Raw genomic sequence first — 24,158 nt, forward strand, 5'->3', positions numbered from 1 at the left:
CAGACCACCACCTCACCGAAGGACAGATCGTGACCAGCTCACCCACCGCGACCACCCGTCACGCCGCCGAGACCACCGCGCGGTCCACCGATCAACCGGCAGCCGCCGGCCAGCCCGGCCTGCTGGGCGCCGTCGGCGGTGTCGCCCTGGCGTCGTCGTCGCTGCTCTTCGTCGCCGGGGCGGCGACCAGCCCCCCGCAGGACGACGGCAGTGCCGGGGCCTACATCGAGTCCCTGGGCGCGGACCCGTTCCTCACCGGTCTCTCGGCCAACCTCTTCCACTACTCGTGGGTGCTCGCGGCGTTCGGGGCGATCGCCGCGATCGGCCTGGTCCGCGGACGCCGGGGACGGATGCTCACCGTCCTCGGCGGGCTGGCTGCGGCGTTCGGCTCCATCCAGTTCTCCGGGTTGCTCTACAGCGACTGGGTCCTGCCCGCGTTGGACCACCAGCTCCCGGCCGCGACCGCGGTCTCGGTCTTCGAGGAGGTCACCGGCGCTCCCTCGGTCGCCGTGTGGCTGATGTCGGCGAAGGTCTTCGCCCTGCTCGGCTTCCCGGTGCTCTACGCCGGGCTGGCCCGCGCCGGCGTGATCGCCTGGTGGCTCGTGCCGCTCAGCCTGCTCCCGATGATCGCCTTCGGCGTCGTCGGCGGTCCGATCGGCATCGGGCTCGCCCTGCTGTGCTACGCGCCGTCGTACGTCGTCGGCTGGCGCCTGGTGCAGCGCAACCGGGTCGGCGCCTGACCCCCACCCGTCCGGCGGCCGCCACTCCTCGTGGCGGCCGCCGCTCGGGCGCCCGACGCCACTTCTCCTCAGGTGGCCGACGGACTACCATGAGGCGCATCTGATGCGCATCATGAAATGAGTTGCTCCATGCGCAACAAGCGAGCGGCGGCGACCGTGGTCCGGCTGCTGGAGAACGCCCGCTACGAGGTGCTGCCCACCGCCAGCACGGAGGACAAGGTCCTCACCCACCTGCCCCGCGACCGTGCGGTCACGGTGACCGCGTCGCCGTCCAAGGGGCTGGAGGCCACGCTCGACCTGTCCGAGCGCCTCACCGGGCACGGGTACGTCGTCGTTCCCCACCTGGCCGCACGCATGGTGTCCGGACGTGCCGAGCTGGCCGAGATCGCCGAACGGCTGCGCGGCAAGGGCATCAGCCGGGTGTTCGTGCCCGGCGGCGACGCCGAGCCGGTCGGTGACTACCCGGACGCCCTCGCGCTGCTCGAGGACCTGAAGGAGCTCGGCTCGCCGTTCGCCCACGTCGGGATCACCGGCTACCCCGAGTCGCACCCGACCATCCACGACGACCTCACCGTGCAGTCCATGTGGGACAAGCGGCGCTACGCCACCCACATCGTCAGCAACCTCACCTTCGACCCCGCGGTCGTGCGCGACTGGGTGCGCAGGCTCCGCGCCCGGGGCGTCGCGATGCCGCTGCTGCTGGGCCTGCCCGGGCCGGTCGAGCGCACCAAGCTGCTGGCGATGGCGACCAGGATCGGGGTGGGCGAGTCGACGAAGTTCCTCGCCAAGAACAAGGGGCTCTTCGCCCGGCTCGCCGCACCGGGCGGGTTCACCGGCGAGTCCTTCCTGGAGAAGTGCGCGCCCGCGCTGGGGGAGGACGGGGCGCTCGTCGAGGGCCTGCACGTCTTCACGTTCAACCAGGTCGCCGAGACCGAGGCCTGGCGCACCGAGATGCTCGAACGACTGCGGGGTGTCTAGGTCAGGTGTCCAGCACGAGGTGGGCCAGGGCCTGCTCCAGTCCGTGGTCGCCGGTCTCCACGACCGTGAGGGGCAGCCCGATCGTCGCGGCTGCGCCGTCGGCCAGCTCGCGCAGCTCGTCGTCGGGTGCCTGGGCCAGCCAGACGACGCGGGTGTAGTTGCCGAAGTAGGCCTCCCGCAGCTCGGGGTAGCGGTCGAGACCCATCTCCTGGACCACGGTGCGGGCGAAGGACCGCACCAGGAAGTCGGTGAGCAGGTAGGTGCCGGGCTGCGCGTCGAAGAAGCGCTCGAGGCGGGACGCGCCGGCGTAGACGTCGTAGCAGTGGAGGCCGGGGAGCCTGGTGAGCCCGAGCTCGCGGCACACGTCGTCGAGGGCGCCGTAGGTGCCGCAGTCGGCGTAGCCGACGGCGACCCGGCCGTACGTCGCCGCGAGCCGCGCCGCCAGCGTGCGCACCTCGCCCGCGATCCGCTCGGGGTGGTTGTGCAGCAGCGGTGGGAGCGGATGGACGTCCACGGCCCAGCCGTGGCGGTCGACGACGGCCGCAGCGGGCTGGGCGAGGGCCCCGCAGGCGATCAGGGCGACCCGGTCACGGCGGACCGAACGAGAGCTGCTCGACGAAGGCGTCGTTGAAGTCGGGACGGTCGGAGAGCTCGACATACGTCACCTCCTCCAGCAGCGCCAGGGCGCCGGCGCGCTCGCGCACCGACAGCAGGGCCATCTTCGCCCCCTCGCCGGCGACGTTGCCGGCAGCGACGATCCGCAGCACGGGAAGCCGCGGCACCAGGCCGATGCGAACGGCCGATGCGGGGGAGAGGTAGCTGCCGAACGACCCGGCGAGCAGCACCTGCTGGACGTCGCGGTGCTCGAGCCCGAGCTCGTCGAGCAGCAGCGACCAGCCGGTGGAGATCGCGGCCTTGGCGAACTGCAGCTCGCGGACGTCGCGCTGGGAGAGGTAGACGCACTCGGCGGGCTCGGCGTCGGGAGCCGGCCGGTGCAGCAGGAAGACCCGCTCCTCGCCGACGAGGGCCAGGCGGTCGGCCAGCGCTGGAGCGATCCCCTTCGCCTCCTCGTCGGGCACCAGGCGTCCGGTGCGGTCGAGCAGTCCGACCCGCACCAGCTCGGCGACGGCGTCGACCAGACCGGAGCCGCACAGCCCCCTGGGCTCGACGTCACCGATCACGCCGAGCCGGACCGCCTCGGCCGGGTCGTCGGTGTGCGGGTCGACCTTGACCACCTCGATCGCCCCGTCCGCGGCGCGCATGCCGCAGCGGATGGCGCCGCCCTCGAAGGCCGGGCCGGCGGGAGCAGCCGTGGAGAGGAGCGTCTCGCCGTCGCTCAGCACGATCTCGCAGTTGGTGCCGACGTCGATGAACAGGCGGGTGCGCTTGTCGCGGTCCATGCCGGTGGCCAGCATGCCGGCGACGATGTCGCCGCCGACGTAGGCGCCGAGCGCCGGGAAGAAGAACGCGCGTGCCCGCGGATGGAGGACGAGCCCGATCTCCGAGGCCAGCACGGAGGGCGGCTGGGCCGCCGACATGACGAACGGGGCGACCCCCAGCGGCTCGGGGTCGATGCCCAGCACGAGGGCGGTCATCGTCGCGTTGCCGGCGACCGCCACCTCGTAGACGTCGGTGGGCTCGATGCCCGCCTCGCGGCACACGCGCCGCGCCAGGTCGGCGAGGGTGGCACCGGCGGCCTGCTGGAGGCGCCCGAGCGCATCCGGGTCCATCATCGTGGCGCTGATCCGGGTGATCACGTCGCCGCCGAAGGGCTGCTGGGCGTTGAGGCTGGACGCGACGGCCAGCGGGGTCCCGGTGCCGACGTCGAGGAGGGTGCCGACGACGGTCGTGGTGCCGAGGTCGAAGGCGATCGCGTAGCGGATGGCGGTGGTGTCGCCGGGCTCGACGTCGACGAGCGCCTCGTCGAGGACCACGGCGGTGACCTTGAAGTCGGCCTGGCGCAGCACCGTGGAGAGCCGGCGCAGGACGTGGAGGTCGGCGGTCAGCTCGAGGTCGTCGATGGCGTCGGTGAGCCGGACGAGGTCGGTGCGCTGGTCGGCGAGCGTCGGCTCGTCGAGCTCGACGTAGCGCTTCTGCAGGGCCGGCCGGAGGATGACCTGGCGACCGATGCCCACCGTCGCGGCCTTGGGTCGCGTGGTCAGCGGCGGGACCTCGACGGCCAGGTCGCGGGTGGCGTGGAGCAGGCAGCCGAGCCGCCAGCCTGCGGAGAGCTGGTCGGGGGTGAACGTCCGGACGTCGTGGCGGGTGAGGGGGACCTCGCCGTCCGAGGTGACCTGGATGCGGCACTTGTGGCAGGTGCCGTGGCCGCCGCAGGTCGAGTCGATGGCGATGCCGTTCCACGAGGCGGCGTCGAAGACGGTCACGCCCGGGGGCACGCGTACGCCGCGCAGCGTCGGCGGGACCTCCGCACCGTCCTCGGCCGTGCCGTGGACGGTGAAGGACAGGTCGACGCGACCGGAGCCGTCGTGGGGCACGGGCTCGGCCCCCGGCCGCTCGATCAGGCCCTCGCGGGCGACGTCGGCGAGCGAGAAGTCCGGCCCGTCGGGCGGTCGGCTCATCGGGACGCCGTCACGCGCCCTCGGCGGCTGCCTGCTTGGCCCGGTGGGCGGAGATCCAGGCCATGCCCCAGTCGTCGTGGCCCAGGAACAGGTCGGCGGCCTTGACCGCCTCCACCACCTGCGGCGTCCGCGCGTCCATGATCGCGCTGGTGAGGCCCGACGTCATCGCCATCGGCAGCCAGGCGGCGTTGAGGGTGTGGCGTCCGGGCATGCCGAAGGACACGTTGGAGGCTCCGCAGGTCATGTTCACCCCGAAGTCGTCCCGGATGCGGCGCATCACCTCGAAGGTCACCAGGCTCGTCGTGGTGTCGGCGCCGATCGGCATCGCCAGCGGGTCGATGACGATGTCGGCCTGCGCGATGCCGTACTCCTCGGTGGCGACCCGGACGATCTTGGCGGTGAGCTCGAGGCGCTTGTCGGCCTCCATCGGGATCTCGTCGTGGTCGTTGGGCAGCGCGATGATCGCCGCGTCGTGCTTCTTCACCAGCGGGAGGATCAGCGCGAGGCGCTCGTCCTCCGCGGTGACGGAGTTGACCAAGGCCCGTCCCTCGTAGGCGGTGAGGCCCGCCTCGAGGGCCTCGACCACCGAGGAGTCGATGCACACGGGCAGGTCCGTGAGGCCCTGGACCATCGTGATGGCCTTCGCCAGCAGGTCGGGCTCGTCGGTGAGCGGCACGCCCATGTTGATGTCGAGGACGTCGGCGCCGCCCTCGACCTGGGCCTTCACGTCGCGCTCGATCGCGGAGAAGTCCCCCGCGCGCAGCTGCTCCTGGAAGATCCGGCGACCGGTGGGGTTGATCCGCTCGCCGATGATCGTGAACCGGGTGTCGTGCCCGATGACGACCTCGCGCGAGGCCGAGCGCAGGACGGTGCGCAGCGGCTCGGCCGCGCTCATCAGGCCGGGACCTTCGTGCGCTTCGCCTCGAGCAGGCTCTTCGCGCGCTTGACCGTCTGCGAGGCGTCGGCCGCGTAGCCGTCGGCCCCGACGGCGTCGGCGTACTCCTGGGTGACGGGTGCGCCGCCGACCATGACGATCACGTCGTTGCGCATCCCGGCCTTCTCGAGGGCGTTCATGTTGGCCTTGAACATCGGCATCGTGGTGGTGAGGAACGCCGAGAAACCGACGATGTCGGGCTGGTGCTCGTCGATCGCGCTGACGAACTTCTCCGGCGCCACCTGCACGCCGAGGTCGATCACCTCGAACCCGGCGCCCTCGAGCATGATGTTGACGAGGTTCTTGCCGATGTCGTGCACGTCGCCCTTGACGGTGCCCATCAGGAACTTGCCGACAGTGGCCACGCCGGTCTCGGCGAGCAGCGGGCGCAGCCGCTCCATGGCTCCTGCCATCGCGCGACCGGCGATGAGCATCTCCGGGACGAAGAAGTCGCCGCGCTCGAAGCGGGCGCCGACCTCCTCCAACGACGGGATCAACGCATCGAAGAGCAGCGTCTGCGGCTCCATCGACAGGTCGAGCCCCTGGTTGGTCAGCTCGAGCACCCGCGGGGCGTTGCCCACCAGTGTCTCGTCGTAGAGGGCCTGCAGGATGTCCTCGGGGGTCATGCGACCACCTCCTCGGTCGGACGGGCGGGGCCGCGCAGCAGGGAGGAGAGCGCGGTGGACTGGTCCAGCAGGCGGCGGCCGAGCTCGTCGAGCCGCTGCGCCAGCCGGGGGGTGGGACCGGAGATCCCGAGCGAGGCGACGACGTCGCCGCGGACGCCGAAGACGGGTACGGCGATTCCGGTCAGGCCGATCTCCAGCTCGTCCTCGGTCAACGCGTAACCGCGCTCGCGGCACCGCACGCCGTCGCGGCGTACGGCCTCGCGGTCCTGGAGCGTGGCCGGCGTCGGACGTTCGAGCTCGCCGTCGGGGAGCTCCAGCGCACCCCAGGCCAGCAGGACCTTGCCGAGGGCCGAGCAGTGCGCCGGCACCTCGATGTCGGTCCAGTCGCGGGTGCCGAGCAGGAAGGTCGAGTCGACCTGCGCCACCTGCACCACCCGGTCGCCACGGGAGACGCTGAGGTGCACGGTCTCGCCGGTGTCGGCGCCGAGCTGGTCCATCACCGGCCGGGCGAGCCGGACCAGCTCCTCCCAGGGGTCGTGGCGCGCGGCGTAGAGCCAGAAGAGCCGGCCGGCGACGTAGGACCCGGAGGGGTCCCGCTCGAGCAGGCCGGAGCGCTCGAGCGCGGTGAGCAGGCGCGAGGTCGTCGACTTGGCGAGCCCGCTCGCATCCTGGAGCTCGGCGAAGGACATCGGCTCGTCGGCGTGGACGACCGTGGCGACCAGGTCGGCGGCGCGGTCCAGCGCCCTGGTGCCGGTGGCCGTCTCGCTCATGCGTGAGTCCTCTTCCGGAGGGGTTCCCAGTCGTTCCATGATGTGGAACCTTGGTTCCACATCATGAGGCTAGAAGCCGTCGTCAGTCGAGGTCAAGGGAGGTCCCGGTGTTCCGCAACGCGATGCCGCGCTACGAGGTGCTGTCCGAGGAGGCCATGGCGACCCTCGATCGCGGGTGGCGCCGGCTGATGACCGAGATCGGCGTGGAGTTCATGGACGAGCGAGCGCTCGAGCTCTTCCGCCGGGCGGGCCAGCGCGTCGAGGACAACACCGTCTTCCTCGATCCCGACTTCGTGCTCGAGCAGGTCGCCAAGGCGCCACGCGAGTTCGACGTGCAGGCGCGCAACCCCGAGCACACCATCCACATCGGCGGCGACTCGATGGCCTTCGGCGCGGTCTACGGGCCGCCGTTCGTGCGGCAGGGCGACGTACGCCGCGACGCGACGATGGAGGACTTCCGCAGCTTCACCAAGCTGGCGCAGTCCTTCGCGGTGCTCGACTCCGCCGGGGGAGTGATCTGCGAGCCCAACGACACCCCGCTCGACAGCCGTCACCTCGACATGACGTACGCCCTGCAGACGCTGACGGACAAGGTCTACATGGGCAACGTCGTCTCGGGCGTCAATGCCGCGGACACGATCGCGATGACCTCGATCCTGTTCGGGTCGCGCGAGGCGATCGAGGAGACGCCGGCGACGATCTCGTTGATCAACTGCAACTCGCCGCTGCGCTGGGACGACCGCATGCTGGAGGCCCAGCTCGAGTACTCCGCCGCCGGTCAGCCGGTGGTGCTGACGCCCTTCATCCTGATGGGCGCGATGTCACCGGTGACCATCCCCGCCGCCCTGGTCCAGCAGATCGTCGAGGCGCTGTCGGGGATCGCGCTGTCCCAGCTGGTCCGGCCCGGGACGCCGGTGATCTTCGGGTCGTTCCTCTCCAACATCGACATGCAGTCCGGGTCGCCGACCTTCGGCACGCCGGAGTCGGGGCTCGGCCTGCTCTGCACCGGGCAGATCGCCCGCCACTTCGGGCTCCCGTTCCGCACCGGAGGCGGCCTCACCTCCTCGCAGGTGGCGGACGCGCAGGCCGGCTACGAGGCGCTGATGACGTTGATGCCGACCTTCCTGGCCGGTGCCAACTGGGTGATGCACTCCGCCGGCTGGCTCGAGGGCGGCCTGGTCGCCGGCTACGAGAAGTTCATCGTCGACGTCGAGCTGCTCCAGATGCTCCGCCACGAGTTCACGCCCCTGGAGATCGACGAGGACTCGATGGCCTTCGGGGCGCACGAGGAGGTCGGCCACGGTGGGCACTTCCTCGGGGCGATGCACACGATGGAGCGCTTCCGCACGTGCTTCTACCGCCCGCTGCTCTCGTCCTCGGAGAACTACGAGCGCTGGATGCGCAACGGCGGCCACGACGCCAACGACCGCGCCGGGGTGGCCTACAAGAAGGTGCTCGAGGACTACGAGCAGCCGCCGATCGACGACGCGGTCCGCGAGGAGCTCGAGGACTACGTCATCCGCCGGCGCGCCGAGCTCGGCGACTGAGCCGCGACGACGCTGGGGTCAGCTGAGCCCCAGGATCGTCCCGTCGTCCGCGAGGTCGATGCGCGCGGCCGAGGGGTCCCTGGGCAGTCCGGGCATGGTCATCATGTCGCCGCACACGACGACCACGAACCCCGCGCCCGCGGAGAGACGCACCTCCCGTACGTGCAGCTCGTGGCCCGACGGCGCGCCCAGCGCCGCCGGGTCGGTGGAGAAGGAGTACTGGGTCTTGGCGACGCAGACCGGCAGCTGCGAGTAGCCGTCGCGCTCGATGCGTTGCAGGCGCCGGCGCGCCCTGGCGTCCCACGTCACGAGACCGGCGCCGTAGAGCCGGGTCGCGATCGCCTCGACCTTGGCGGTCAGGGAGAGGTCGTCGTCGTAGGTGAAGGAGAACTCGTACGGCGACGGCTCGGCCAGGGACGCCAGGACGCCCTCCGCAAGGCCCTTCGCGCCGTTGCCCCCGTCGGCGAAGTGGGTGGCGGGGAAGGCCCGCACGCCCTCGTCGGCCACGAGCGCGACCACCCGGTCGACCTCACGGTCGGTGTCGGTGGGGAAGCGGTTGACGGCGACGACGGCAGGGACGCCGTACACGTCACGGATGTTGGCGAGGTGCCGGCGCAGGTTGGTCATGCCGGCCTCCACGGCCGCGACGTCCTCGCGGCCGAGGTCGGCCAGCGCGACACCGCCGTGGTACTTCAGGGCGCGCACGGTCGCGACCACGACGGCCAGGTCCGGACGCAGGCCGGACTTGCGGCACTTGATGTCGACGAACTTCTCGGCACCGAGATCGGCGCCGAAGCCGGCCTCGGTCACGACGATGTCGGCCAGGCGCAGGCCCGCGCGGGTGGCCATCACCGAGCTGCAGCCATGGGCGATGTTGGCGAACGGACCCCCGTGGACGAAGGCGGGTGCCCCCTCGAGGGTCTGGACGAGGTTGGGCGCGAGGGCGTCGCGCAGCAGCGCGGCCATGGCGCCCTCGGCGCCGAGGTCGCGGGCCGTGACCGGAGCCATCGCCCGGGTGTAGCCGACGACGATGTCGCCGATGCGCTTCTTGAGGTCGGCCCACGACTCGGTGAGGCAGAAGATCGCCATCAGCTCCGAGGCCACGACGATGTCGAAGCCGTCCTCCCGCGGGAAGCCATTGGCGTGCCCGCCCAGTGCGACGACGACCTCGCGCAGCGCCCGGTCGTTGGTGTCCACGACGCGCTTCCAGGTCACGCTGCGTACGTCGATGTCGAGCTCGTTGCCGTGGTGGACGTGGTTGTCGATGAGCGCCGCGAGCAGGTTGTTGGCGGCGGCGATGGCGGCGAAGTCGCCGGTGAAGTGCAGGTTGATGTCGGTCATCGGCACGACCTGGCTCCAGCCGCCCCCGGCCGCGCCACCCTTCATGCCGAAGACCGGTCCCATCGACGGCTCGCGCAGGCACGCCACGGTCCGGTGGCCGAGGCCGTGGAGCGCATCCGTCAGGCCGACGGTCGTGGTCGTCTTGCCCTCGCCCGGTGGTGTGGGGGACAGGGCGGTGACCACCACGAGCCGGCCGAGCGGTCGGTCGGCCAGCGAGGTGAGGTAGCCGACGTCGACCTTGGCCTTGTGGTGGCCGTAGGGGACGAGGTGCTCCTCGCTGATCCCGAGCGTCTCCTCGGCGATCTCGCGGATCGGTCGGAGGACGGCGGCGTTGGCGATCTCGATGTCGGACTGCATGGCGGGCTCCTCGCCGGTGGGCGGCACGGTGGCTCCTCGCGCGGTGGGGCCGCGCTGGGGTGACAGGCGGTGTTGCGCTTGACGAAACGCAGTCTGCGATACGCAACAGCGCCTGCGCTAGTGTCCCCCCATGGTGGACACCGTCTCCAGCCCCGCCGTGACGGGCGCCGGCGTGCAGTCGGTCGACCGGGCGCTCGGGATCCTCGAGGTGCTGGCCCGCACGGGCGAGTCCGGCGTCACCGAGATCGCCGCGGAGCTCGGCGTGCACAAGAGCACGGCCTTCCGCCTGGTCGCCACCCTCGAGGCGCACCGTCTCGTGGAGCAGACCGCCGACCGGGGCCGCTACCGTCTCGGCGTCGGCATCCTGCGACTCGCCGGTGCCACCACGGCCCGGCTCGACCTCGTGCAGGAGGCACGGCCGATCGCCCGCCAGCTCGCCGCCGACACGGGGGAGACCGTCAACATCGCGGTGCTCGCCGAGAGCTCCGCGCTCTACCTCGACCAGGTCGCGGGGTCATCGGCCCTCCAGCCGCACAACTGGGTCGGCCAGCACATCCCCCTGCATGCGACGAGCAACGGCAAGGTGCTCCTCGCCGGTCTCGACGACGCCGGCCTCGAGGCCGTCCTCGGCACGCTGGCGACCTACACGCCGCGCACCATCACCGGACGCCGGGAGCTGCGCGAGGAGGTGGCGCGCGTGCGTGAGCAGGGCTACGCGGTCGCGGTCGACGAGCTCGAGGTCGGGCTCACGGCGGTTGCCGCGCCCGTCCGCAACGCGCATGGCGACGTGGTCGCGTCGATGAGCGTGTCCGGTCCGTCGTTCCGGCTCCCCGAGGAGCAGGTGGAGGAGGTCGTACGCCGCGTGGTCGCGGCCGCGTCCGAGGTCTCCCACCGCCTCGGCTGGGGGCACCGCTGATGTAGGGGACCGGCCGACGGGGGGAGTGCCGGACCAGCCCAGACCTTGACGCCCGGACCCGGGCAGCAGGATCCTTCCGCAGAGAGAGCGAGGCGACCGTGGCCGACCTGTACATCGACGGCAGCTGGATCCCGGCCCGCGGGGGTGGTCGGCGGGAGATCCGCTGCCCGGCGGACGGCTCACTGGTGGGCGAGGTCGCCGAGGCGGACGCCGGCGACACCGAGCTGGCCGTGGCGGCGGCCCACCGGGCGTTCCACGAGGGACCGTGGCCCGGGTGGTCGAGCCGGGAGCGCGGTGACCTGTTGCTCCGTGTCGCCGACCTGCTCGAGCGCGACCGGGACGCCGTCGCCCGCGCCGAGTCCCTCGACACCGGCAAGCGGCTGGTCGAGGGCGGGTACGACGTCGACGACGTGGTGTCGGTGTTCCGCCACTTCGGTCACGCGGCCGACGCGGAGGGCGGGCGGGTCGTCGACACCGGCAACCCGTCCGTGGTCAGCCGGGTGGTGCACGAGCCCGTCGGGGTCTGCGGGCTGATCACGCCGTGGAACTACCCGCTGCTGCAGGTCGCGTGGAAGGTCGCGCCGTGCCTGGCCGCGGGCAACACGTTCGTCCTCAAGCCGAGCGAGATCACGCCGCACACCGCCGTCCACCTCATGCGGGTGCTGGAGGAGGCCGGGCTCCCAGCGGGCGTGGCCAACCTGGTGCTGGGGGAGGGACCGACCGCCGGTGCCCCGCTCTCGGAGGACCCCCGCGTGGACCTGGTGTCCTTCACGGGTGGCCTGGCCACCGGCAAGCGCATCATGGCCGCCGCGTCGGCCACCGTGAAGCGGGTGGCCCTCGAGCTCGGCGGCAAGAACCCCAACATCGTCTTCGCCGACGCCGACTACGACACCGCTCTCGACTTCGCGCTGACGGCGGTGTTCCTGCACTCCGGCCAGGTGTGCTCGGCGGGCGCCCGCCTCCTCGTCGAGGAGTCGCTCCACGACCGCTTCGTCGACGACCTCGTCGCCCGCGCCTGCGACATCCGTCTCGGTGGACCGTTCGACGAGGCCGCCGAGACCGGGCCGCTGACCAGTGCCGCGCACCGCGACAAGGTCGAGGCCTACGTCGCGGCCGGTCTCGCCGAGGGGGCGGTGCTGCGCTGTGGCGGGGCCCGCCCGGACGACCCCGCCCTGGCTGACGGCTTCTACTACCTCCCGACGGTGCTCGACCGCTGCACCAGCTCCATGAGCGTGACGCAGGACGAGTCCTTCGGCCCGGTGCTCACGGTCGAGACCTTCACCGACGAGGCGGAGGCCGTGCGGATCGCCAACGACAGCATCTACGGCCTCGCCGGCGCCGTCTGGACCCAGGACTCCGGGCGCGGCCAACGCGTCGCGGCCGGGCTGCGGATGGGCACGGTCTGGATCAACGACTACCACCCCTACGTCGCCCAGGCGGAGTGGGGCGGCTACAAGCAGTCGGGCATCGGGCGCGAGCTCGGCCGAGCCGGGCTGGAGGAGTACCGCGAGACGAAGCACGTCTGGCACAACATCGCCCCCGAGCCGCAGCGATGGTTCGGAGGGTCGGGCTCATGAGCACGCGCAAGGCGTACGACTTCGTGATCGTCGGCGGCGGCTCCGCCGGGTGCGCGCTGGCGAACCGGCTCTCGGCCGATCCCGCCACGAGCGTCCTGGTGCTCGAGGCGGGCCGCACGGACCGGTTCGACCCGCTCATCCACGCCCCGGCGGCCCTGCCCTTCCCGATCGGCAACCCGCTCTACGACTGGAGGTACGAGTCGGAGCCGGAGCCCGCCATGGGCGGTCGCCGGGTCTACCACGCCCGCGGCAAGGTGCTCGGCGGCTCGTCGTCGATCAACGGGATGATCTTCCAGCGCGGCAACCCGATGGACTACGAGCGCTGGGCCGCCGACCCGGGCATGGAGACCTGGGACTACCGCCACTGCCTGCCCTACTTCAAGCGCATGGAGTCGTTGGTCCTGCCCGACGGCATGGTCGGTGCCGACGCGTGGCGCGGTGGCTCCGGGCCGCTCAAGCTCGAGCGGAGCCCGGCGACGAACCCGCTCTTCAGCGCGTTCTTCGAGTCCGCCCAGCAGGCCGGCTACCCGCTGACCGATGACGTCAACGGCTATCGGCAGGAGGGCTTCGGCCGCTTCGACCGCAACATCGTCGACGGCGTACGGATGTCCGCGGCCCGTGCCTACCTGCACCCGGTGATGGGCCGCAAGAACCTCACCGTCGAGACGTTCGCCCACGTCACCCGGGTCCGCTTCGAGGGCAGGCGCGCGGTCGGCGTGGACTACCTCCGCGCCGGTCGCAGGCACGACCGCGTCGATGCCGGCGAGGTCATCCTCTGCGGGGGTGCGATCAACTCCCCGCAGCTGCTCCAGCTCTCCGGCATCGGCAACCCGGAGCACCTCCAGCCGCTCGGCGTGGAGATGGTGCACGACCTGCCGGGCGTCGGCGAGAACCTGCAGGACCACCTCGAGGTCTACATCCAGTACGCCTCGCTCCAGCCGGTCTCGATCGTCGAGGGCCTCAAGTGGCGCAACCGCCCGCTGGTCGGGCTCGAGTGGCTGTTCAAGCGCACCGGCACCGCGGCGTCCAACCACTTCGAGGGCGGTGGCTTCGCCCGGTCCAACGAGGACGTCGACTGGCCCAACCTCATGTTCCACTTCCTGCCGATCGCGATCCGCTACGACGGCTCGGCGCCCGCGGGCCAGGACAAGTACGCGCACGGCTACCAGGTCCACATCGGCCCGATGTACGCCGACACCCGCGGCTGGGTGCGGATCGCCTCGAGCGATCCGCGCCAGAAGCCGAAGATGCTCTTCAACTACCTCTCCACCGTCAACGACAAGCGCGAGTGGGTCGAGGCGGTGCACGTCGCGCGCGACATCCTCAACCAGCCGGCGTTCGCGCCGTTCAACGGCGGCGAGCTGTCGCCGGGCAGTGCGGTGGAGACCGACGAGGAGATCCTGGACTGGGTGCGGAAGGACGCCGAGACCGCCCTCCACCCCTCGTGCACCGCGAAGATGGGCACCGACGACCTGTCGGTCGTGGACCCCCTCTCCCTGCGGGTGCACGGCACCGAGGGGCTGCGGGTCGTCGACGCCTCGGTCTTCCCCTACGTCACCAACGGCAACATCTACGCCCCGGTGATGATGGTCGCCGAGAAGGCCGCGGACCTGGTCCTCGGCAACACCCCGCTGTCGCCCGCCGACGTGCCCTACTACCGCCACCGCGACCAGTCCCCGCTCTACCCGCCCGGAGATCCCCGCAACGCCACGTGACCCGTCCCGCCCAGCCCGGAGGTCCGCATGACCGCACAGCTCGACGCACCCGCCCCCCTCGGTGATCCCCACCCGGAGCGGGCCGCCCGTCCCACGGTGCGGTGGCCGGTCTTCATCACGTCGTTCGCGGGCGTCGTCCTGATCACGCTGTGGGCGATCGTCGCGCCGACCAACGCCGAGAGCGTCATCGGCGACCTCGTGGGGAGGGTCGGCACCGCCTTCGGTTGGTTCTACGTCGCGCTGGCCACCGTCATCGTCGGCTTCGTGATCTTCCTGGGTGCCTCCCGCTACGGCAGCATCCGCCTCGGCCCCGACCACTCGCGCCCGGAGTTCTCGACCTTCGCGTGGGCGAGCATGCTCTTCGCCGCCGGCATCGGCACCGACGTGATGTTCTACTCCGTCATCGAGCCGGTCTCCCAGTACACCGCGCCGCCGGTCGGCGAGCCCGGGACCGTCGACGCAGCCCGCGACGCAACGGTCTGGACGCTGTTCCACTACGGCGTCACGGGATGGGCGATGTACGCGCTGATGGGTCTGGCCCTGGCCTACTTCTCCTACCGCAAGAACCTTCCGCTGGCCGTCCGGTCCGCGCTCTACCCGGTCTTCGGCAAGCGGATCGACGGGCCACTGGGCCACGCCGTGGACACCGCCGCCGTGCTCGGCACGATCTTCGGCGTCGCGACGAGCCTGGGGATCGGCGTCGTGTTCCTCAACGTGGGGCTCAACGTCATCTTCGGCGTTCCGGTGGGCACCGGAGCGCAGGCCGCCCTGGCGGTCCTGGCGGTCACGGTGGCGGCGATCTCGGCGACCACGGGCGTGGACAAGGGCATCCGCTTCCTGTCCCAGCTCAACGTCATCCTGGCCCTGGCCCTGGCCGGATGGGTGCTGGTCACGGGCAGGACCTCGTTCCTGCTCAACGCCGTGGTGATGAACGTCGGCGACTTCATCCGGTCGTTCCCGGCCAAGTCGATGGAGACCTTCGCCTTCACCGACACCCAGGAGTGGATGCAGCTCTGGACGCTCTTCTTCTGGGCCTGGTGGGTGGCGTGGGCGTCCTTCGTGGGCCTCTTCCTGGCCCGGATCTCCCGCGGTCGCACGATCCGGCAGTTCGTGCTCGGCACGATGGTGATCCCGTTCAGCTACATCGTCATGTGGATCTCGATCTTCGGCAACGCCGCCATCGACAAGGTGCGCAACGACGACGACGGGAGCTTCGCCGAGGCGGCCGTCGACTTCACCGGCGTCGGCTTCTACGACCTGCTGCGCGACTACCCGTTCGCCGATGCTGTCATCTTCCTCGCGTTCATGGTGGGCCTGCTCTTCTACATCACCTCGGCCGACTCCGCGGCGCTGGTGATGGGCAACCTCTGCTCGGAGCTCCACGACGTGCAGCAGGACTGCGCGTCGTGGCTGCGCATCACCTGGGCGAGCGCCACCGGCCTGCTGACGGTCGCGATGCTCGCCGTCGGCGGCATCCTCGCCCTGCAGTACGCCACGATCATCATGGGCCTGCCGTTCGCGTTCGTCCTTGTGCTCGTCATGTGGGGCCTGTTCCGCGCGATCCGCAACGAGGGACGCAAGGCCGACACCGGCGTACGCGGGATGTCTCCGTTGCTCTCGGCCCGCACGGGTGCCGGGCACGACACGCGGAAGGCGTGGAAGTCGCGCCTCGCCAGGACGATCAACTTCGTCGACGAGGAGGCGGCCACGGCCTACCTCGGCTCGACGGTCGAGCCCGCCCTGCGCGAGGTCGCCGAGGAGCTCACGTCGATGGGCGTCCGGGCCTCGGTGGTCCACGGCGACGTGGCAGGAGCCCCCTACGCCGAGCTCACCACCGACGGCGACGAGGGGCAGTTCGTCTACCGGGTGCAGGTGCGGCTCTCGCCGGTGCCGACCTACGGCGGGCGGATGATCGGCGACCGCGACCAGTACGCGCGGCTCGAGGTGCACCTCCTCGACGGGGGACAGGACTACGACGTGATGGGCTACACGAGCGACCAGGTCATCCACGACTGCCTCGACCAGTACGAGCGCCACCTGGAGTTCCTGCGCACCCAGTGACGTACCGAGTGACGTACCCGGTGACCCACCCAGCGACGACCGCGGTCCCGAACCGCCACCCTTGACACGCGCACGGGCCCGGAGCACTCTTCGTTGTTGCAGGTCACGCACAACGTTGCGCTGAGCGCAACAGATGGGAGACGGGCATGGCGCTCAAGGAACCCGTGGGTGAGTCCCTGGTCCCACCGGCCGGCAGGGACGGGAACTTCCCGCTCGACAAGGTGACCTTCGGTGTCGCCGCCGGGCTGGCCGTCGCGTTCCTCCTGTGGGGAACGATCGACTCGACCGGGATGGGCGAGACGACGTCCACGATCCTCGGCAAGCTGACGTCGCTGTTCGGCTGGCTGTTCATCCTCGTCAGCGCGCTCTTCCTCACCTTCTCCGCCTACCTCGCCATCAGTCGCTACGGCAACATCCGGCTGGGTCCGGACGACTCGACCCCGGAGTTCTCGACGTTCTCCTGGGTCTCGATGATGTTCGCGACCGGCATGGGCATCGGCCTGATGTTCTGGGGTGTCGCGGAGCCGCTCACCTACCTCACCGCCACCGACGCCAGCAGCATCCCGCCGGGCCGTGGGGACCCGTCCACACCCGACAGCGCACGCGTCGCGATGGAGTACGCCTTCTTCCATTGGGGCTTCCACCCGTGGTCGATGTACGCCGTCATCGGCCTCGCGATCGGCTACTTCGCCTACCGCAAGGGCACCGGCAACCTGGTCTCCGGCGCCTTCGGTCCCCTGCTCGGCCGCCACGCCACGGGCGGTCCCGGCAAGGCGATCGACATCATCGCCATCTTCGCCACCCTCTTCGGGTCCGCGACCTCCCTCGGTCTCGGCGCCCTGCAGATCACCGGCGGCCTCGACGACGTCTTCGGCGCCGGGGACTCCCGGTGGCTGACCGTGGCCGTGATCGGGTTCCTCACGGCCTGCTTCGTGATCTCGGCGGTCACCGGCATCGAGAAGGGCGTGCAGCTGCTGTCCAACGCCAACGCGATCGCAGCCCTGCTGCTCGTCCTCTTCCTCTTCGTGGTCGGCCCGACGGTGTTCATCCTCAGCACCTTCACCGAGTCCCTGGGCGGCTACCTGACCCACCTGCCGACGATGGCCTTCCGCACCGGAGCCTTCGGGGGCAGCGAGTTCCTGAACGCCTGGACGATCTTCTACTGGGCGTGGTGGATCTCCTGGACGCCCTTCGTCGGCATGTTCATCGCGCGCATCTCCAAGGGCCGCACGATCCGGCAGTTCGTGGTCTACGTGATCCTCGTGCCGAGCCTGGTCTCGTTCGTGTGGTTCTCCATCCTGGCCGGCTCCGCCTTCGACCTGCAGCTCACCGGCGCCAAGGATCTCGGCGCGGTGCTTGCGGAGGAGGGCACCGAGAGCGCGCTGTTCACGACGCTGCGCGAGTACCCCCTCGCGAGCATCACCGTCGTGCTCGCCGTGTTCCTCGTGGCGATCTTCTTCATCACCGGTGCCGACTCGGCCTCGATCGTGATGGGCATGCTGAGCCAGCACGGCAAGGAGGAGCCGATGCGGTGGCTCGTCATCTTCTGGGGCGTCGCGCAGGGCGCGGTGGCGGCCGTGCTGCTGTTCTCCGGCGGCCTGGGCGCGCTCCAGACGCTGGTGATCATCGTGGCCGGGCCGTTCATGCTGGTGATCTGCGCGATGTGCGTGTCCCTGATGAAGGCGCTGCGCGCCGAGCCGTACGAGTCGACCCTCCCGTCGCGCGTGCGCAAGGCGGTGCTGCACGCCCAGAAGTACGACTCGGTCGAGAACCACTCGGTCGCCCTGGCCGCGCTCGGCGCCGACCCCGACGACGTCAGCCCGGGGCCGGACGACGACTCGAGGGCCTGACCCGGACGCAGAGCCCCGCTCGACGGACCGAGCCGCCGCCCCTGCGCACCCTTGACAGTGCGCCGGGGCGGCGGCGTACATTTCGAGGCGTCGCACATGGCGCAACCTGTTGCGCGATGCGCAACTCATTGTGAGTCCTCCCGCACCAGGAGCCAGCCATGGCAGATGTCCCCGCGACCGCCGGCGTCGTCGTGATCGGAGCCGGCATCGTCGGCAACAGCCTCGTGCACCACCTCACCCGGCTCGGGTGGACGGACGTGGTGCAGATCGACAAGGGGGCGTTGCCCAACCCCGGTGGGTCGACGGGCCACGCGTCCAACTTCATCTTCACCGTCGACCACTCCCGCGAGATCACCGACCTGACGCTCGACTCGGTCGCGCAGTACCAGGAGATGGGCGTCTTCACGCAGTCCGGCGGCTTCGAGATCGCCCGCACCGAGGAGCGGATGGAGGAGCTGCGGCGGCGCATGTCGAGCGCACGGGCCTGGGGGATCGAGGCCGAGCTGGTCAGCCCGGCCTTCGTGAAGGAGAAGGTGCCCTTCATCGAGGAGGACCAGTTCATCGGCGCGTTCTGGACCCCCGGCGTCGGCGTGGTCGACTCGCTGCGCGCCGGCACGATCATGCGCGAGCGGGCGCTCGCGACCGGCGAGCTCACGGTGGTGCCAACCGTCGAGGTGGTCGGACTCGACACCCAGGACGGCCCGCGGGGGCGACGGATCACCCGCGTGCGCACCACCGGCGGCGACATCGAGACCGACACCGTCGTGATCGCGGCGGGCGTGTGGAGCCCCAAGCTCGGTGACATGGCCGGCGTGAGCATCCCGCTCACCCCGGCGGTGCACCAGATGATCAGCGTCGGTCCGTGTCCGCAGCTGGCGGAGAAGGAGGGCGAGATCTCCTTCCCGATCATCCGCGACATGGACACCTTCTGCTACGAGCGCCAGCACGGCGCCGACATGGAGGTCGGCTCGTACGCCCACCGCGCGATCCTGCACGAGCCCGAGGAGATCCCCTCGATCGAGCAGGCCAAGCTGTCGCCGACCGAGATGCCGTTCACCTCGGACGACTTCGACCCGCAGCTCGAGCAGGCCTACGAGCTGATGCCCGAGCTGCTCGGGGCCGAGGGGGCGGAGATGCGCTACGCCATCAACGGCCTGCTCTCGCTCACCTGCGACGGCAACCCGATCCTGGGCGAGAGCGAGGTCGCCGGGCTCTGGACCGCAGCCGCGGTGTGGATCAAGGAGGGTCCGGGTGTCGGGCGCGCCGTCGCGGAGTGGATGACCCACGGCCACTCGGAGATCGACCTGCACCACAGCGACATCGCTCGCTTCCACCAGCACCAGAAGCGCCGCGAGCACACCCGGCTGCGCACCACCGAGTCGTTCATCAAGACCTACGGCATCGTCCACCCGGCCGAGCAGTACGAGTCCGACCGCGACCAGCGACTCTCGCCGATGCACGACTCGCAGACCAAGCTCGGCGCCGTCTTCTTCGAGACAGCCGGCTGGGAGCGACCCTTCTGGTACGAGTCCAACGCCGCGCTGCTGGAGCAGTACGGCGACGCGGTGATGCCGCGCGAGCACGAGTGGGACGCCCGGTGGTGGAGCCCGATCATCAACGCCGAGCACCTCCGCATGCGCGAGGCCGCTGCCGTCATCGACCTGTCCGCCTTCTGCGTCTTCGACATCGAGGGACCCGAGGCGCTCGACGTGGTGCAGACGACCTGCGTCGCGCAGTGCGACGTCCCGGTCGGCAAGGTCGTCTACACCCCGGTCCTGGACGCGAAGGGCGGCTTCCGGTCCGACCTCACGGTGATGCGACTGGGCGACGAGCACTACCGGGTCGTCACCGGCGGCGCGCACGGCATGGCCGACCGGGCCTGGTTCACCGGGCACCTGCCCGAGACCGGCTCCACGACCCTGACCGACCGCACCGACGACGTGTCCACCATCGGCATCTGGGGGCCGCGGGCACGCGACATCGTCTCCTCACTGACGTCCGACGACGTCTCTGACACCGGGTTCGGCTTCCTCACCTGCCGGGAGGTCGAGCTCGCCGGCACGTCCGTCCTCGCCTCCCGCATCTCGTACGTCGGTGAGCTCGGCTGGGAGCTCTACGTCCCGATGGAGCACGCCGCCGGACTGTGGGAAGCGCTCCTCGAGGCGGGCGCGCCGCACGGGGCGGTGCCGGCCGGGATCGGCGTCTACGGCACGACGGGTCGCATCGAGAAGGGCTACCGGGCCTACGGCGCCGAGCTCGACTCCGAGCGGACCATCGTCGAGGCCGGGATGCAGCGTCCCAAGGTCAAGGCGGCCGACTTCGTCGGCAAGGAGGCCTACCTCGCGCAGCGGGAGGCGGACCCGGCGTCGGTGCTCTGCACGCTCACCGTCGACGACCACACGTCCGCTGCCGGCACGAAGCGCTACATGCTCGGCGGCGAGCCGATCCTGACCCGCGACGGCGGCACGCTCACCGACGGGCACGGTCACCACCCGTACGTCACCAGCGCGGGGTCCGCGCCGTCGCTGGGCAAGCACGTGCTGCTCGCCTACCTGCCTCCCGAGGAGGCGGTGGTCGGCAACGAGCTCGCCGTGTCCTACATGGAGGAGCTCTACCGGGTGACCGTAGGGTCCGTCGACGCGACCCCGCTCCTCGACCCTGCCAACGAGCGCGTGCGATGACCCACCCGCTGGTGTGCGTGAAGCGCGTCGTCGACGCGACGAGCGAGGTCGTCCTCACCGAGGACGCCCAGGGCGTCGACGGGCGGTACGCCGGCTTCACGACGAGCGCCCACGAGGAGTGCGCGGTCGAGCTCGCCGTCCGCATCGCCGCCGACGGTGGTGCGGCGACGGTCATGACGCTCGGCGACGGCGACGCCGTGGAGCAGCTCCGCGCGGCGCTCGCCGTCGGCTGTGCCGCAGCCACCCACGTGGTGGCCGACCCGCAGGCGTTCGGCCCGGCTGACGTCGCGCGTGAGATCGCCGCGGTCGTCCGCGACCACGAGGCGGCAGGCACGCCCCACGAGCTGGTGCTGCTCGGCAACGACGCGGCCGACACCGGTGACTTCCAGGTCGGCATCCGCCTCGCCTACGAGCTCGGCTGGCCCGTCGTCAACGGCGTCAGCACCGTCTCGGTGACCGACGGCGTGGTGACCGCGAGCGGCTCCGGGCCCGACGGGCACGAGACCTTCCGGCTCCCCCTGCCGGCCGTGGTCACGGTCCTCGAGGGCGGCGTCGACCCCCGCTACCCGAGCGTCCCGGGGCGGATGAAGGCCAAGAAGGCGCCGATCGAGGAGCGCCGGCCCACCGCTGACCCGGTCGGGCCGTCCCGCGTCCGGCTGGTGCTGCCGCCGCCGTCGCCGTCGACCGTGCAGGTGCTGGGCGAGGGCCCGGCGAGCGCACCCGCGGTCGTCGACCTCTTCGAGGAGCTGGGGGTGCTCGCGCGATGATCGTCGTCCTGGTCGAGGTGACGCCGGCGGGCGAGGTCGTGGAGACCTCGCGCGAGGCGATGACCTTCGCGCGCGACCTGGCCGGCGCCGGGGGAGGGGTGCCCGTCGACGCGGTGGTCGTCGGCCACGCGGACGACGCGCTCGTCGGCACCCTCGCGTCGTACGGCGCACGTCGCGTCCACGCCCTCACCGGCCCGGCGTACGACTCCTTCTCCGGGGCCGCATGGGCGGCAGGCCTGCTCGAGGTGCGGGAGCGGTCCGGGTCGGTGGTGGTCACTGCCGCCGGCACCGCGCGCGGCAACGAGGTCCTGGCCCACGTCGCGGCCAGGTCGGGGCTGCCGATGGCCGCCAACGTGGTGTCGTTCAGCAGCCTGTCGCCTTTCACCGTGACCCGCCAGGTCGTCGGCGGAGCCGCGCTCGAGGAGATGAGCCTGGCCCAGCGGCCGGCCATCTTCACCCTGGCCGGCCACGCGGTGGAGGCCACGCCCGCGGCCACCGCCGGTGCGGGTGAGCTGGTCGTGGAGACCCCCGACGTGGCCGACGCCGACCTGCTGGCCCGGGTCGTCTCGACCGAGGAGCCGGAGCCCGACCTCTCGGGCACCCTGAAGTCGGCCCGCGTCGTCGTCGGCGCCGGGCGCGGCGCCGGGTCGGCCGAGGGGTTCGACGACATCCTCGAGCTCACCGAGCTGCTCGGCGGCTCGCTCGGGGTCTCGCGGGTCGTGACCTCGCTCGGGTGGCGACCGCACCACGAGCAGGTCGGCCAGACGGGCAGCCGGATCTCGCCCGACCTCTACATCCCGTGCGGCATCAGCGGCGCCATCCAGCACTGGGCCGGGTGCAGCAGCGCCAAGGCCATCCTCGCCATCAACACCGACCCGGACGCCCCGATGGTCACCCGGGCGACCCACGCGGTGATCGGCGACCTGCACGAGGTCGTCCCGGCGATCAACGCCGAGATCCGACGCCGCCGCGGCTAGGTCGGGGCGTGGGCTCAGTGGTGGCGCCCGCGGAGCCGTCGCATCCCCACGGGTGGTTCGTGGACGCGACGAGTCCGCAACGGTGGGGACTTCCATCCCACGAAGGAGCAGAGATGTCTGATGACGCCAAGGCGGCCAAGGAACTGGTCGAGACGCTGAAGGACGGCGAGCGGGGCTTCGCCGACGCGGCCGAGAAGCTCCGCGACGGCAAGCACCCCGAGTGGGCCACGACCCTGCAGCGCTTCTCCGACCAGCGTGCCGGCTTCTGGCGCGAGATCGTCGACATGGGTCACGACTACGGTGACGACGTCGACGAGAGCGGCACTGTCGCCGCGGCGGTGCACCGCGGCTGGATCGCGGTGAAGGATGCCCTCACCGGCGACGACCCCGAGGCCGTGCTCAAGGCGGCCCTGACCGGTGAGGACCACGCGGTCTCGGAGTACGAGGACGCCCTGAAGAAGGACCTCAGCGCCGGCTTCCGCGAGGTCGTCGTACGCCAGCAGGCTGCGGTGGTCGCTGCCCGCGACGAGGTCAAGGCGCTCCAGCAGGCCAGCTAGTCGCGTCGCCCGGCGTCGTTGCACCTGACGACGTCGGGCGTGGCGCCACCACGCGGTGAAGGACGCCAGAGCATGTCCTCGGACGGAGCGCGGTAGGGATGCTCCAGGTGGGGGACGGCGGCCCGACGTTTCGGGGGTTCCATCGGACCGCCGCCGGAGAGAACTACACCAAGCGTCCCTGAGGGACCGTTGAGGGATTCACCCCGTGCATCCTGAGAAGTCCGGTCGTTGCGGATCTGTGACCCGCCGAGCGATCTGCCGCCCCCGTCTCCCTCAGGTCCTGCCCCGGTGTGCCGATCACCCGGACGTGACCACCGCACCGCTCGTGGACCCGGCGGACCTGCTGGCCGCCGCCGAGTCCGTCGAACCCCTGCCCCACACCGTCGCCCGACTGGCCACGCTGGTTGCGGACCCGGACTCCGACATCCGCGAGATCAGCGACGTGGTGTCCCTCGACGTCTCGCTGACTGCGGACGTGCTGCGCCTGGCCAACTCGGCCGCACTCGGCCACCGCGCGAACGTCACGTCGGTGCGTGACGCCGCGGTGCGGCTCGGTACCAGCACGCTGCTGTCGCTGACGATGGCTTCGCGTGTCGGCGGCAGGATGCTGCAGGCGCTGCCGGCGTACGGCCTCCAGCCGGGCGCGCTGTGGGAGCGCTCGGTGGCCGCGTCGATCGCGGCCGAGGTGATCCGCTCCCGCGCCCGTGTTCCGGTCCCGGCGGAGGCAGGCACCGCCGCGCTGCTGCACGACTTCGGCAAGATCGTGCTGGCCCGGCACTTCGGGAAGCAGGTCCTGGAGACGCTGGCCCTGGCCGCTGCCACCGACGGCCTGGACCTGATCGAGACCGAGCGGGTGGTCTTCGGGCTCACGCACGCCGACATCGGCGGCGCAGTGGCCGAGGCGTGGGGACTCCCGTTGACGATCGTCGACGGCATCCGGGACCACCACGAGGCGCACGAGGACCTGTCCGCCGTGAGCGCGGCAGTGGCGCTGGCGTGCGCGATGTCGGTCGAGATCACCGCCCGGGACGCGGACCCGGAGGACCAGGAGACCCAGGAGGCCCGACGCCGTGAGGTCACGCCCCTGATGACGATCCTGCAGCTCGACGACGCCGACTACCGCCAGATCGTGGCGAGGTCGAGCGAGCGGTTCGGCGAGGTGGCCGACCGCTACGGCGGCTGAGC

General features: G+C 71.2%; 19 protein-coding genes. 13 read left to right on the top strand and 6 right to left on the bottom strand.

All coding sequences use genetic code 11. From position 1 onward, the window contains the following. Positions 1–29 precede the first annotated feature (29 nt). Positions 30–740: a hypothetical protein gene (locus tag ACNKF0_RS03190; RefSeq protein ID WP_416955684.1), complete on the top strand. Its 711-nt coding sequence runs from the start codon at positions 30–32 to the stop codon at positions 738–740. A 129-nt stretch (positions 741–869) separates the two neighbouring features. Next, positions 870–1,718 carry a methylenetetrahydrofolate reductase gene (locus ACNKF0_RS03195; RefSeq protein ID WP_416955686.1) on the top strand — a complete coding sequence of 283 codons (849 nt, stop codon included), beginning with the start codon at positions 870–872 and terminating at the stop codon, positions 1,716–1,718. A 1-nt stretch (position 1,719) separates the two neighbouring features. Here ACNKF0_RS03195 and ACNKF0_RS03200 read toward each other — a convergent pair whose 3' ends face one another. Genes ACNKF0_RS03200 through ACNKF0_RS03220 form a run of 5 tightly spaced genes read right to left on the bottom strand, consistent with a single transcriptional unit; the run spans position 1,720 to position 6,627 of the window. Continuing rightward, complete coding sequence (locus tag ACNKF0_RS03200) at positions 1,720–2,376, bottom strand: DUF1638 domain-containing protein (RefSeq protein ID WP_416955688.1); 657 nt, start codon at positions 2,374–2,376, stop codon at positions 1,720–1,722. After that, positions 2,306–4,297 carry an ASKHA domain-containing protein gene (locus tag ACNKF0_RS03205; RefSeq protein ID WP_416955690.1) on the bottom strand — a complete coding sequence of 664 codons (1,992 nt, stop codon included), beginning with the start codon at positions 4,295–4,297 and terminating at the stop codon, positions 2,306–2,308. Before ACNKF0_RS03205 ends, ACNKF0_RS03200 begins: the two co-directional genes overlap by 71 nt. 10 nt (positions 4,298–4,307) lie before the next feature. Beyond that, positions 4,308–5,192, bottom strand: coding sequence for a dihydropteroate synthase (locus ACNKF0_RS03210; protein ID WP_416955692.1), 885 nt, complete (start codon positions 5,190–5,192; stop codon positions 4,308–4,310). Continuing rightward, positions 5,192–5,857 carry a corrinoid protein gene (locus ACNKF0_RS03215; protein WP_299923041.1) on the bottom strand — a complete coding sequence of 222 codons (666 nt, stop codon included), beginning with the start codon at positions 5,855–5,857 and terminating at the stop codon, positions 5,192–5,194. Before ACNKF0_RS03215 ends, ACNKF0_RS03210 begins: the two co-directional genes overlap by 1 nt. Continuing rightward, positions 5,854–6,627, bottom strand: a complete 774-nt coding sequence (locus tag ACNKF0_RS03220) for an IclR family transcriptional regulator (protein WP_416955695.1) — start codon at positions 6,625–6,627, stop codon at positions 5,854–5,856. The genes ACNKF0_RS03215 and ACNKF0_RS03220 overlap by 4 nt, the downstream gene beginning before the upstream one ends. Before the next feature lie 107 nt (positions 6,628–6,734). Between ACNKF0_RS03220 and ACNKF0_RS03225 the strand changes: the two genes are divergently transcribed. Then, positions 6,735–8,174, top strand: coding sequence for a trimethylamine methyltransferase family protein (locus tag ACNKF0_RS03225; RefSeq protein ID WP_416955697.1), 1,440 nt, complete (start codon positions 6,735–6,737; stop codon positions 8,172–8,174). Positions 8,175–8,192: 18 nt separating this feature from the next. Here ACNKF0_RS03225 and ACNKF0_RS03230 read toward each other — a convergent pair whose 3' ends face one another. Beyond that, positions 8,193–9,872 (bottom strand): formate--tetrahydrofolate ligase, encoded by a 1,680-nt coding sequence (locus ACNKF0_RS03230; protein WP_416955699.1) that lies wholly within the window; start codon positions 9,870–9,872, stop codon positions 8,193–8,195. Between the two features lie 130 nt (positions 9,873–10,002). Between ACNKF0_RS03230 and ACNKF0_RS03235 the strand changes: the two genes are divergently transcribed. From ACNKF0_RS03235 to ACNKF0_RS03280, 10 genes are all read left to right on the top strand, one after another. Beyond that, entirely contained in the window at positions 10,003–10,788 is a 786-nt protein-coding gene (locus tag ACNKF0_RS03235; protein WP_416955701.1) for an IclR family transcriptional regulator, read from the top strand. A 98-nt stretch (positions 10,789–10,886) separates the two neighbouring features. Further along, complete coding sequence (locus ACNKF0_RS03240) at positions 10,887–12,365, top strand: aldehyde dehydrogenase family protein (protein WP_416955703.1); 1,479 nt, start codon at positions 10,887–10,889, stop codon at positions 12,363–12,365. Next, on the top strand, positions 12,362–14,080 hold the full coding sequence (betA, locus tag ACNKF0_RS03245) for a choline dehydrogenase (protein WP_416955705.1): 1,719 nt from the start codon (positions 12,362–12,364) through the stop codon (positions 14,078–14,080). The genes ACNKF0_RS03240 and betA overlap by 4 nt, the downstream gene beginning before the upstream one ends. Before the next feature lie 27 nt (positions 14,081–14,107). After that, on the top strand, positions 14,108–16,141 hold the full coding sequence (betT, locus tag ACNKF0_RS03250; RefSeq protein ID WP_416955707.1) for a choline BCCT transporter BetT: 2,034 nt from the start codon (positions 14,108–14,110) through the stop codon (positions 16,139–16,141). A gap of 146 nt (positions 16,142–16,287) precedes the next feature. Then, positions 16,288–17,991 (top strand): BCCT family transporter, encoded by a 1,704-nt coding sequence (locus ACNKF0_RS03255; RefSeq protein ID WP_416955709.1) that lies wholly within the window; start codon positions 16,288–16,290, stop codon positions 17,989–17,991. Between the two features lie 158 nt (positions 17,992–18,149). Next, positions 18,150–20,672, top strand: coding sequence for a GcvT family protein (locus ACNKF0_RS03260; RefSeq protein WP_416955711.1), 2,523 nt, complete (start codon positions 18,150–18,152; stop codon positions 20,670–20,672). Beyond that, entirely contained in the window at positions 20,669–21,439 is a 771-nt protein-coding gene (locus tag ACNKF0_RS03265) for an electron transfer flavoprotein subunit beta/FixA family protein (RefSeq protein WP_416955713.1), read from the top strand. The genes ACNKF0_RS03260 and ACNKF0_RS03265 overlap by 4 nt, the downstream gene beginning before the upstream one ends. After that, positions 21,436–22,416, top strand: coding sequence for an electron transfer flavoprotein subunit alpha/FixB family protein (locus ACNKF0_RS03270; protein ID WP_416955715.1), 981 nt, complete (start codon positions 21,436–21,438; stop codon positions 22,414–22,416). The genes ACNKF0_RS03265 and ACNKF0_RS03270 overlap by 4 nt, the downstream gene beginning before the upstream one ends. A 113-nt stretch (positions 22,417–22,529) precedes the next feature. After that, positions 22,530–22,973, top strand: a complete 444-nt coding sequence (locus ACNKF0_RS03275) for a ferritin-like domain-containing protein (protein WP_416955717.1) — start codon at positions 22,530–22,532, stop codon at positions 22,971–22,973. A 307-nt stretch (positions 22,974–23,280) separates the two neighbouring features. Continuing rightward, the gene (locus ACNKF0_RS03280) at positions 23,281–24,156 is read left to right on the top strand and encodes an HDOD domain-containing protein (protein WP_416955719.1); all 876 of its coding nucleotides are present in this window, start codon (positions 23,281–23,283) and stop codon (positions 24,154–24,156) included. The last annotated feature ends 2 nt before the right edge of the window (positions 24,157–24,158 follow it).

This window comes from Nocardioides sp. T5 (assembly GCF_048161455.1).
Lineage (GTDB): Bacteria > Actinomycetota > Actinomycetes > Propionibacteriales > Nocardioidaceae > Nocardioides.